Annotated in this window: 10 protein-coding genes; 2 read left to right on the top strand and 8 right to left on the bottom strand. The window is 73.5% G+C overall.

Features of this window, described 5'->3' with window-relative positions:
* A partial coding sequence (locus tag H1A17_RS31720) for a glycosyltransferase family 39 protein (RefSeq protein ID WP_194823600.1) occupies window positions 1-2,291 on the top strand: 2,291 nt, incomplete at its 5' end.
* A complete protein-coding gene (locus H1A17_RS31715; RefSeq protein WP_145920377.1) occupies window positions 2,288-3,514 on the top strand; it encodes a glycosyltransferase in 1,227 nt (408 codons plus the stop codon). The genes H1A17_RS31720 and H1A17_RS31715, both read left to right, overlap by 4 nt.
* 145 nt (window positions 3,515-3,659) lie before the next feature.
* On the opposite strand, the gene H1A17_RS31710 is transcribed toward H1A17_RS31715, so the two are convergent.
* From H1A17_RS31710 to H1A17_RS31675, 8 genes are all read right to left on the bottom strand, one after another.
* Window positions 3,660-4,730, bottom strand: a complete 1,071-nt coding sequence (locus H1A17_RS31710) for a LacI family DNA-binding transcriptional regulator (RefSeq protein ID WP_194823599.1) — start codon at window positions 4,728-4,730, stop codon at window positions 3,660-3,662.
* Window positions 4,731-4,769: 39 nt separating this feature from the next.
* Window positions 4,770-5,432 carry an SDR family NAD(P)-dependent oxidoreductase gene (locus tag H1A17_RS31705; protein WP_168222512.1) on the bottom strand — a complete coding sequence of 221 codons (663 nt, stop codon included), beginning with the start codon at window positions 5,430-5,432 and terminating at the stop codon, window positions 4,770-4,772.
* A complete protein-coding gene (locus tag H1A17_RS31700; protein WP_194823598.1) occupies window positions 5,429-6,211 on the bottom strand; it encodes an HpcH/HpaI aldolase/citrate lyase family protein in 783 nt (260 codons plus the stop codon). The genes H1A17_RS31705 and H1A17_RS31700 overlap by 4 nt, the downstream gene beginning before the upstream one ends.
* Complete coding sequence (locus H1A17_RS31695) at window positions 6,211-7,308, bottom strand: ABC transporter substrate-binding protein (protein ID WP_145920373.1); 1,098 nt, start codon at window positions 7,306-7,308, stop codon at window positions 6,211-6,213. Before H1A17_RS31695 ends, H1A17_RS31700 begins: the two co-directional genes overlap by 1 nt.
* Complete coding sequence (locus H1A17_RS31690; RefSeq protein WP_194823597.1) at window positions 7,305-8,165, bottom strand: ABC transporter permease; 861 nt, start codon at window positions 8,163-8,165, stop codon at window positions 7,305-7,307. Before H1A17_RS31690 ends, H1A17_RS31695 begins: the two co-directional genes overlap by 4 nt.
* Window positions 8,162-8,953: an ABC transporter ATP-binding protein gene (locus tag H1A17_RS31685; RefSeq protein WP_228544614.1), complete on the bottom strand. Its 792-nt coding sequence runs from the start codon at window positions 8,951-8,953 to the stop codon at window positions 8,162-8,164. Before H1A17_RS31685 ends, H1A17_RS31690 begins: the two co-directional genes overlap by 4 nt.
* A gap of 2 nt (window positions 8,954-8,955) precedes the next feature.
* Window positions 8,956-9,894 (bottom strand): polysaccharide deacetylase family protein, encoded by a 939-nt coding sequence (locus H1A17_RS31680; RefSeq protein WP_194823596.1) that lies wholly within the window; start codon window positions 9,892-9,894, stop codon window positions 8,956-8,958.
* Window positions 9,888-10,820, bottom strand: a 933-nt coding sequence (locus H1A17_RS31675; RefSeq protein WP_194823595.1) for an MmgE/PrpD family protein, incomplete at its 5' end; no start/stop codon positions are given. The genes H1A17_RS31675 and H1A17_RS31680, both read right to left, overlap by 7 nt.

Raw genomic sequence — 10,820 nt, 5'->3', positions numbered from 1 at the left:
CGGCCCGCGCGGCGTCGCCCCACCCGGACGGCGACCCCGCGGCACGCCGCGACCCGCGCTGGGTCAGGCCCGCGCTGGCGGTGCTGCTGCTCGGCACCGGCCTGCTCTACCTGTGGGGCCTGGGGGAGTCCGGCTGGGCGAACTCGTTCTACTCGGCGGCGGTGCAGGCCGGCTCCGAGAGCTGGAAGGCGTTCTTCTACGGCTCCTCCGACGCGGCCAACTCGATCACCGTCGACAAGACGCCGGCCGCGCTGTGGCTGATGGCCCTGTCGGTACGGATCTTCGGGCTGAACAGCTGGGCGATCCTGGTGCCGCAGGCGCTGCTCGGCGTCGCCTCGGTCGGCGTCCTGTACGCCACCGTCCGCCGCTGGTACGGCCCGGCCGCCGGCCTGATCGCCGGGACGGTCCTGGCGCTCACCCCGGTCGCCACCCTGATGTTCCGGTTCAACAACCCGGACGCACTGCTGGTCCTGCTGCTGGTGTGCGGCGCGTACGCCACCGTGCGGGCGGTGGAGACCGCCAGCACCCGGTGGATCGTGCTGGTCGGGGTGCTGGTCGGCTTCGGCTTCCTCACCAAGATGCTCCAGGCGTTCCTGGTGGTCCCGGTCTTCGCCGGGGTCTACCTGCTGGCCGCGCCGACCGGCTTCTGGCGACGGATCCGTCAGTTGCTGCTGGCCGGCCTGGGCCTGGTCGTCGCCGCCGGCTGGTGGGTGGCCACCGTGGAACTGGTCCCGGCCAGCGCCCGGCCGTACATCGGCGGTTCGCAGCAGAACAGCATCCTGGAGCTGACCCTCGGCTACAACGGGCTCGGCCGGATCACCGGCGACGAGGAGGGCAGCGTCGGTGGTGGTGCCCGGATGGGCGGCGGCGGTGGGCCGTTCTCCGGGCAGACCGGCTGGCTGCGGATGTTCGACACCGAGGTCGGCGGCCAGATCTCCTGGCTGCTGCCGGCCGCGCTGATCCTGCTCGTCGCCGGCCTGGTGCTGGCGGGCCGGGCGGCGCGCACCGACCGCCGTCGCGCCGGGTTGCTGCTGTGGGGCGGCTGGCTGCTGGTCACCGGGCTGATCTTCAGCTTCATGTCCGGCATCTTCCATGCCTACTACACGGTGGCCCTGGCGCCGGCGGTCGGCGCGCTGGTCGGCATCGGCACCGTCCTGCTCTGGCGGGAACGCCGGGCCGCCGCTGGACCCGTCACCCCGGTCACCGGTCCCGCGGTGCCCGCCGGGCCGATCGCCGCCCCGGGTGTCGACGCCGGGACGGCCCCCGGGGGCGCCCCCGCGACCGCGTCGGCGACCGGCGGTCGGCGGTCCCGGCGGTGGCAGGGGTGGTTCGCCACCGGCACCCTCGCCGGCACCCTGGCGGTGACCGCCTGGTGGTCGTGGCGGCTGCTGGGCCGTAGCTCCGACTTCCAGCCCTGGCTGCGGCCGGCCGTGCTGGTCGCCGGCCTCGCCGTGGCGGTGCTGATCCTGCTCACCCGGCGGCTGCCCCGGCGGCTGGTGCCGGTGGTGCTGGTGCTGGGCGCGTCGGCCGCGCTGGCCGGCCCGGCGGCGTACGCGGCGCAGACCGCCGGCACCCCGCACACCGGGTCCATCCCGAGCGCCGGCCCGAACGTGCAGGGTGGCTTCGGTCCGGGTCGTGGTGGGCCCGGCGGCCGGATGGGCAACGGCATGGAGTTCCCCGGTGGCGGCGGTTTCCCGGGTGGCGGCCGCTTCCCGGCCGGCAACGGGGACGGCGGCACCGGCCAGAACGGTCAGCCTCCCGGCTTCCCCGGCGGTACCGCCAACGGCGGCACGGGCCGGTTCCCCGGCTTCCCCGGCGGCACCGGTCAGAACGGCGGCACCGGTCAGAACGGCGGCACCGGCCAGGATGGTGGGCGTACCGGGGGTGGCCAGGGGCGGATGGCCGGCGGCATGGGCGGCCTGCTCGACTCCCGGGAGCCGAGCGCCGCGCTGAAGGCGCTGCTGACGGCCGACGCCGACGACTACACCTGGATGGCGGCGACCGTCGGCTCCAACAACGCCTCCGGCTACCAGCTCGCCACCGGCCGGCCGGTGATGGCGATCGGCGGCTTCAACGGCAGCGACCCGTCGCCCACGCTGGCCCGGTTCCAGGAGTACGTGGCCGCCGGGAAGATCCACTACTTCGTCGGCGGAGGCGGCTTCCGGGCCAACGGCGGCAGCTCCGCCTCCCAGGAGATCGCCACCTGGGTCGCCGAGAACTTCACCGCACAGACCGTGGACGGGGTCACCGTCTACGACCTGACCAGCGCCGGACAGGAGGCACAGGGATGACCACGATCGGTAGCCCCCGGCCCGCCGTCGAGACCCGGACCGGCACCCCGACCGCCGTGCTCGACGTGGTGGTGCCCGTCTACAACGAGGAGGCCGACCTCGGCCCCTGCGTACGCCGGCTGCACGAGCACCTCAGTGCGCACTTCCCGTACCCGTTCCGGATCACCGTGGCGGACAACGCCAGCGTCGACGGCACCCTCGCCGTGGCCGAGGCGCTCGCCGCCGAACTCCCGCACGTCGAGGTACGGCACCTGGACGCCAAGGGACGCGGCCGGGCGCTGCGGGCCGCCTGGTCGGCCTCGGACGCCCCGGTGCTGGCGTACATGGACGTGGACCTGTCGACCGACCTGGCCGCGTTGCTGCCGCTGGTCGCCCCGCTCATCTCCGGCCATTCGGACCTCGCCATCGGCACCCGGCTGGCCCGGACCTCCCGGGTGGTGCGGGGCGCCAAGCGGGAGGTGATCTCCCGGGCCTACAACCTGCTGCTGCGGGGCACCCTCGCCGCCCGGTTCTCCGACGCGCAGTGCGGGTTCAAGGCGATCCGCGCGGACGTGGCCCGGGAGTTGCTGCCGCTGGTGCAGGACACGGGTTGGTTCTTCGACACCGAACTGCTGGTGCTCGCCCAGCGCGCCGGACTGCGCATCCACGAGGTGCCGGTGGACTGGGTCGACGACCCGGACAGCCGGGTCGACATCGTGGCCACCGCCCTGGCCGACCTGCGCGGCATCGGCCGGCTGGGGCGGGCGCTGGTCACCGGGGCGTTGCCGCTGGCCGCGCTGCGCGCGCAGTGGGGACGGGCGCCGCTGGCCGCCGCACCGGCGCGGGTGCCGGCCGGACTGCCCGCACAGCTTGCCCGGTTCGCCCTGGTCGGCGTGGTCAGCACGGTGGCGTACCTGGTGCTGTTCGTGGCGACCCGGGGGATGCTCGGCGCGCAACCGGCGAACCTGCTGGCGCTGCTGGTGACGGCGGTGGGCAACACCGCGGCGAACCGCCGGCTCACCTTCGGCATCACCGGGCGGCGGGCGGCCGGCCGGCACCACCTGCAGGGGTTGCTCGCCTTCGCCCTCGGCCTCGCGTTGACCAGCGGCGCGCTCGCCGGCCTGCACGCGGTCAGCACCCCGTCCCGGCCGGTCGAACTGGCCGTGCTGGTGGTCGCGAACCTGGCCGCGACGGCGCTGCGGTTCCTGCTGCTGCGCCTGGCGATGCACCACCGCCGGGGCTGACGGGCCGGGCCGGCGCGTCGTCGCCCCCGGGCCCCGTACGGACGGCCACCCGGCACCCGGGCGGCGCGCGGGCCCGCAGGACCCGGGCATGCCTCGCCGCCGCCGGTGTCGTCGACCGGGGCTGATGCCGGTGGCCGGTCCGGCGTCAGTTCACCGGCGTGACCACCCGGGACACCTCCGGCAGCGCGACGGTACGCGCCACCGCTCCCGTGGCCCCGGGCGAGAAGTCGGCGGTGGTCGCCCGGACGACCAGTTCCGGGGCCAGCCGCACCGACGAGGTGCTGCCCGAGCCGAGCAGGGTGAGCAGGGCGTGCAGGGCCTGCGAGCCCATGTCCCGCAGCGGGGTACGGATCGAGGTGAGCGGCACCAGGAGCTGGGCGTCCACGTCGATGTCGTTGTAGCCGACCACCGCCACCTCCCGGCCGACCCGCAGGCCGTGGTCGCGTAGGGTGCCCATCGCCCCGATCGCGGCGAAGTCGTTGACCGCGAAGACCCCGTCGGGACGACCGGTGTCCAGCAGCCCGGCCATCGCCGAGGCCCCACCGGCGACGTCGAAGGTGGACGGTGCGACCCACCGGGGGTCGACCGGCACGCCCCGGGCCTTCGCCGCGGCGAGGAACCCTGCGACCCGGTCGGCGGCGGTGCTGGCGTGCCCGGGACCGGCGATCACCGCCAGCCGCCGGCAGCCCACGTCGATCAGGTGCTCGGCGGCGAGCCGACCACCGAGCCGGTCCCGGCCGGTCACCGACGGGAAACCCCGGGAGGCCCGGCTGACCAGCACGAACGGAACCCCGTCGGCGGCCAGTCGGGCCAGCATCGGATCGTTGCGGCGGGCGTCACCGATGATCAGCCCGTCCACCCGTTCCCCGATCAACCGTTGGATGCGCAGCGCCCGCGCCTCGTCGTCGTCCCAGCTGCTGCTGACCACCGCCTGGTAGCCGGCGGCGGCAGCGGCGGCGTCGATGCCCTCGAAGACGGTGGCCAGCACGATGTCGGTGATCCGGGGGACCAGCACGCCGATCACCCCGGTCTTGCCGCTGCGCAGGCTGGCCGCCCAACGGTCCCGGTGGAAGCCCAGTTCCCGGGCGGCGGCGACGATCCGGGCCGCGGTCGCCGGGGCGACCCGGACGTCGTCGCCGCGCAGCACCCGGGAAACCGTGGAGACGTGCACCCCGGTGTGGCTGGCGACGTCGCGCAGGGTCACCCGCTTGTTCACTGTGCCTCCCGTGCCGCGCCGGTATCCGTACCCGGCAACCTAGCTGAGATGACTGCCCCCGTTCACATCGAAGGTCATGCCGGTGACCGTGGCGCAGGAATCGGAGAGCAGGAACAGTACGATGTCGGCGATCTCCTCCGCCGAGGAGACCCGGCCCAGCGGCATCCGGGCCCGCAGCCCCGCCTTCTGCTCGGCGGTGAGCCGGTCGTGCATCGGGGTGGCGACCGGGCCGGGCGCGACGGCGTTGACCCGTACCGCCTGCGGTCCGAAGTCGACGGCCAGGTGCCGCATCAGGCCCAGCACCCCCGCCTTGGCCGCCGCGTACGCCGTGCCCGACAGCCGGGTGCCGCCGTCGCGGGCGTTGAGGCTGCTCATCAGCACCAGCGACCCGCCGCCCGCCGCCGCCATCCGGGGCACCACGGCCTGGGCGACGACGAACGCGGCGGTGAGGTTGTTGCGCAGGGTGCGGTCCCACTCGGCGAGGCTGGTCTGTTCGATGCCACCGGCACTGACCACCCCGGCCAGGTGGGCCACCCGGCGCGGGGTGCCGATCGCGTCGACGAACTCGCCCACCGCGACCGGGTCGGCGGCGTCCACGCCGGTGGAGACGTCCAGCACGTGCACCGTCTCGCCCCGGGCGCGGGCGGCGGCGACCACCGCCGCGCCGATGCCACTGGCCCCGCCGGTCACCAGCAGGCTCACGACGTACCGCCGAGGATCTCGTCGCGGGCCCGCCGGTAGGCGTCGGAGAGCAGCATCTCCGGCTGGGAGTAGACGACGAAGCGGACGCCCCGGTCGATCCAGCGGCGGGCCTCCTCGGCGGAGTAGGCCAGCATGCCGGCGACCCGGCCGGCGGCGACCACCCGGTCGACGAACGCGACCGCGTGCTTCTCCACCTCCGGATGGGTGGGCTGGTAGCCCAGGCCCAGCTTGACCGACAGGTCGGCCCGGCCGAGCATCAGCACGTCGAGGTCGGCGGCGAGGATGTCGTCCAGGTTGGCCAGTCCGGTGGGGGTCTCGACCAGGGCGACGACCGTGGTGTTCCGCCCGGCCCAGGTCAGGTAGCGGTCGAAGTCGCCCCGGGCGGTGCCGTGCCCGGCGGCCCGCGCCGCCGAGCACAGCGTCCGGTCACCGACCGGCGGGTAGTGGGTCAGCCGGGCCGCCTCGACGGCCTGTGCCCCGGTCTCCACCAGCGGCAGCACCACCCCACCGGCGCCGCTGTCCAGGGACCAGAGCAGGTCCTTCTCCTCGATCCGGCGCAGCCGGACGAGCGGGGTGGTCCCCGCCGAGCCGGCCGCCCGGACCATCGCCAGCACGCTCTGCTCGTCGGCCGCGGCGTGCTCGGTGTCGACGACCAGGAAGTCGTAGCCGAGGGCGCCGAGGATCTCGCCGATCGCCGGTTCCTGGAGCAGGGTCAGGCTGCCGAGGGCGACGCCACCGTCGCGCAGCACCTCGGCCAGCCGGCTCGGACGGGGAAACATCAGGACTCCAGCTTCTGGACGCTGCCGCAGTCGCGGTTGGCCGGCACCTCGCCGACGATCTTCAGGGCGGCGTCGACGACGGAACCGTCGTGCCACTCACCGACCTCCGGCAGCTTCTCGATGATCTTGTTGTCGAGCAGCCACTTGCCGTCCTCGGCGACCACCGTGGCGGTGTCCACCCGACCGTTCGGGTCCATGTACGGCCACTGGTCGGTGCCGTACAGCTTGGTGATCGTCTCCGCCGGCACCTTGGTCCGCTCGGCCACGATCTTGATGACGTCGTCCTTGTTGGCCGGGTCCTGGTAGTAGCGCACACCCTCCAGCCAGCCGGCCATCCACCGGGCCGCGACCTCGGGCCGCTTGCTGATGAAGTCCTGCGACATGGTGATCAGGCCCTGCTCCTGGTTCGGGGCCACCTCGTTCATCGCCAGCACCCGCTTGGCCTGCCCGTCGGTGATGAGCTGGTACGCCAGCGGCTGGACCACGAAGCCGGCGTCCACCGCACCGCTCTTGAGCGCGTTGGCCGTGTCCGGGTAGCTCAGGGTCACGATCTGCCCCAGGTCGGACTGCTTGAGCCCGACCTCACCCAGCGCCCGGTCCAGCCAGTACTCGGTGGTCGAACCCTTGGCCAGGATGGCGACCTTCTTACCCTTGAGGTCGGCCACGCTCTTGAGCCCGCCGTCAAAGGCCTGGGTCCGGGCCAGCAGGAGGTTGTCCGACGCGCACCGGTACTGCTGCCGGTCGGCCACCGCCCGCACCCGCAGCCCCTGGTTGACCGCGTTGAACAACGCGCCACCGGTGCCCGGGATGTTCACGTCCAGCTTGCCCTGACCCTGCACCGCGAGCCGGGAGTAGATGTCGGCGTTGCTGAACTCCACCTCGACCTGGTGCTTGCCGAAGAAGCCCTTCGCGTCGGCCACCATCATCGGGGCCAGCGAGAGGATCTCCAGCGAGTTGACCGTCACCTTGTCGGTGCCGCCGGAGCCCGTCGACTCCGCGTCGTCACCGCAGGCCGCGGTGCCGAGCAGCAGGCTCGCCCCCAACAGCGCGGCGATCACACCTTTTTGCTTGATTGTCGTGATCCGCTTGATTGTCATGATTGGCCCTCCGTCCAGCTGAAGAAGCGCCGCTGCACCCGCAGCGTCACCGTGGTGAGGAAAAAGCCCATCGCCGCGATCACCGCGAGCGTGGCGTACATGTTGTCGATCTGATAGATCTGCCAGTAACGCCAGGTCATCGACCCGACGCCGTCACTGGCGGCGAGGAACTCACCGGCGATCGTGCCCAGCAGGGCAAGCCCGGCGGCCAGCCGGATGCCGGCGAAGATGGACGGCAACGCGCCCGGCAGGACGATCTTCCAGAGGATCTGCTGCCGGCTCGCGCCCAGGTTGCGGGCCATCAGGATCAGCCGCTCGTCGACCTGGAGCACCCCCGACATCGCGTTCACCACCGCCGGGAAGAACGAGATGATGCCGGCGAGCACCACGATCGGCCGCCCGCCGGTGCCGAAGACGACCAGCAGCAGCGGCAGGATCGCCACCACCGGGATCGGGTACGTGATGGCGATCAGTGGATCGACCAGCACCCGCACCCACCGCGACCGTCCCATCGCGATGCCCAGCAGCGTCGCCGGGATCACGCCGAGCAGGAAACCGAGCAGGATGCGCTGGGCGGTGATCCCGATGTTCGGCAGCAGCTCCCCGGAGGAGAACAGGTCGACAAGCGCCTGCACACACTCCGACGGGGCCGGGAAGAAGGTCTTGTCGATCAGGCCGGCCATGCTGCCGCCCTGCCACAGCGCCAGCACCACGATCACCGGCACCATGCTGCCCAGCCCGCTGCTGAGCAGCTTGAACCCGCGACCCGGCGGGCGTTCCGCGCGGGGGTCCACCGCGTAGCGGACCACGGGTTCGTCGGCCGCCCGCTCCCGGGTCGGCACGGTCTGCTCGCTCATCGGTCCCCCTTCGCTTCCGCCCACTCGGCCGCCAGGGTGGCGTCCCGCAACTGCGCCCACAGGTGGCGCTTCAGCTCGGTGAAGCGCGGGTCCAACTCGACGTCGCGGGTACGCGGCCGGGGGAACGGCACCCGGATCTCCTCGACCACCCGGGTCGGTCGGGGCCCGAGCACGATGATCCGGTCCGCCAGCAGCAGCGCCTCCTCGATGCTGTGCGTGATGAACAGGACCGTCTTGCGGTGCCTCGACCAGACCTGGAGCAGCTCGTCCTGCAACAGGGTCCGGGTCTGGGCGTCCACCGCCGCGAACGGCTCGTCCATCAGCAGGACCTCGGGGTCGCTGGCCAGGGCCCGGGCGATCCCGGCCCGCTGGCGCATCCCGCCGGACAACTCGTGCGGCTTGTTGTCGGCGAACGCCTCGATGCCCATCATCGTCAGGTGCTCCCGGGCCACCTCCCGCCGCCTCGCGGCGGGCACCCCGCGCAGTTCCAGGCCGAACGCCACGTTGTCGGCGATGGAGCGCCACGGGATCAGCGCGTAGTCCTGCCAGACGATCGAGGTGAGCGGGCCGGCGGCGGTCCGCTCCCCGACGAACCGGATCTCCCCGTCGTCCGGCCGGCGCAGCCCGCCGAGCAGGCCGAGCAGCGTCGACTTGCCGCACCCGCTCGGCCCGATCACGCAGATGAACTCCTGCGCCTCGATCGTGGTGCTGAGGCTGCCGACCACCGACAGTCGGCTCCCGTCGGCCCGGGGATACCCCTTGGCCACATTGTCGATCTCGATGCGCATGGTCACTGCCCTCCGTGGGCCGGCAGGTCGGAGTAGTTGTGGTGCCACCAGTCGGCGATGTCGCGCCGCCGGGCGAACCAGACCCCGGGCAGGTCCTGCGCCCAGGCGATGAGGTCCCGCAGCGCGGAGGCCCGACCGGCCTGACCGATCAGCCGGGCGTGCAGCCCGATCGAGATCATCTTGGGGGAGGTCTCGCCCTCCTCCCACAGGTACTCGATGCCCCGCCGGCAGTTCTCGAAGAAGTCGGTCGGGTTGCCGTAGCCGGGGCTGAAGGCGAACCGGCCGTCGTTGTAGGTGTGGGTGTACGGCACCACCAGATGCCGCTGCCCCGCCACCTGCACCCAGTACGGCAGGTCGTCGTTGTAGGCGTTCGAGTCGTACCGGAAGCCGCCCTCCTCGACCAGCAGCCGACGGGTACGGTCCGACGGGGCGTACCGGGAGTACCAGCCGACCGGCCGTTCCCCGCACAGCTCGGTGATCGTCGCCACCGCCTGCCGGATCTCCGCGCGTTCCTCGTCCTCGGTCATCCCCGACGGCTCCCGCCAGCGCAGGCCGTGCGAGCAGATCTCGTGCCCGGCGTCGACGAACGCCTTGGTCAGCGGCCGGTTACGGGCCAGCGCCTCGGCGCAGCCGTACACGGTCACCGGGGTCTGCGTCCGGTCGAACAGCCGCAGCAGCCGCCACGCCCCGGCCCGGCTGCCGTACTCGTAGACCGACTCCTGGGACAGGTCCCGGTGCTCGGCGCTGGTCGGCGTGTAGGAGATCTCGCCGACCCACTCGTTGACGCTGTCGCCGTCGAGGAGGCTGTGTTCGGCGCCCTCCTCGTAGTTGAGGCACAGGCTCACCGCCACCCGGGCGCCACCGGGCCACTCGACGCGGGGCAGGTCCCCGCCGTAGCCGATGAAGTCCCGCTCGGTGCCGGGTTCGACTCTGATCACCATGTCGTCGTGTCCTTTCTGCCGGATGGGCCGGGCCCAGCGGGAACCGGCGGCGGGCCGCCGTCCGGATTCGGTGCCCCGCCGCGCACCAGCGCGGTGAGGTCTCGCAGTCGGGTCGCCCCGGGCGCGCGGGCCAGCCCGTGCAGCAGGTCGGCCGCCCCGGCCGGCACCCCCGGGGTACGCAGCAGCGCGGCGTCGACGGCGGCCAGGTCGTCGGCCGTCATCGGGTCCTCCCGGTCGCCGTGGTGGAACCGGGCCTGCCCGGTCAGCCGGGCGCCGCCGCGGGTCGTCACCTCCACCACCGCCGGTCGACCCGCCGGATATCCCTGGTCCAGCCCGGGGTCGTGGCGTACGGTCACCCGCTCGGCGAGCCGGGCGGCGCGGGCCCGGCGGTCGTCCGCCGGCCCGTCCGGGGCGCCCGGGTCGGCGCCGAGCAGCCCGCAGGCCACCACCCACGGGATGCTGAACTGGCGGGCCAGCCGCCCGACCGGACGACGCTCGGCGAGCAGGGCCGCCCCCGCGTAGGTGTGCACGGTCACCGCCGCCACCTCGTCGGCCGGCAGGTCCCGGGCCATCGCGCGGGCCACCGTCCACCCGGTCAGGGTGTGCGCGCACACCCCGACCGGCTTGAAGTACGCGTCGGGCAGCAGCGGTCGGGGCAGCAGCGCGGCGTCCACCGGCCGGCCGGTGTCGCCCTGGTGGACGGTCCGGCCGAGGTGGGGCAGCGCCGGGCCGGTGGCCGGGAACCCGGCGTCGGCGAGCCGGGCGACGGTCAGCCCGTTGGCGGTGCCGAGGGCGGGCAGCAGGTAGTGGGCGGCGTGGCCCCGCCGGGTGTCGGCCTCCGGCCCGGCCAGCGCCACGGTCAGCGCCAGGTTCACCGTCGTGGTCAACCCGGCGGCGTCCTGACCGGCGACGGTCCCGGCGGCGGC

This window comes from Micromonospora sp. S-DT3-3-22, from assembly GCF_015354745.1.
GTDB classification, from domain to species: Bacteria; Actinomycetota; Actinomycetes; order Mycobacteriales; family Micromonosporaceae; genus Micromonospora; species Micromonospora wenchangensis.
The sequence above is the reverse complement of the archived record's forward strand: the minus strand, read 5'-3'. Positions and strand labels throughout refer to the sequence as shown.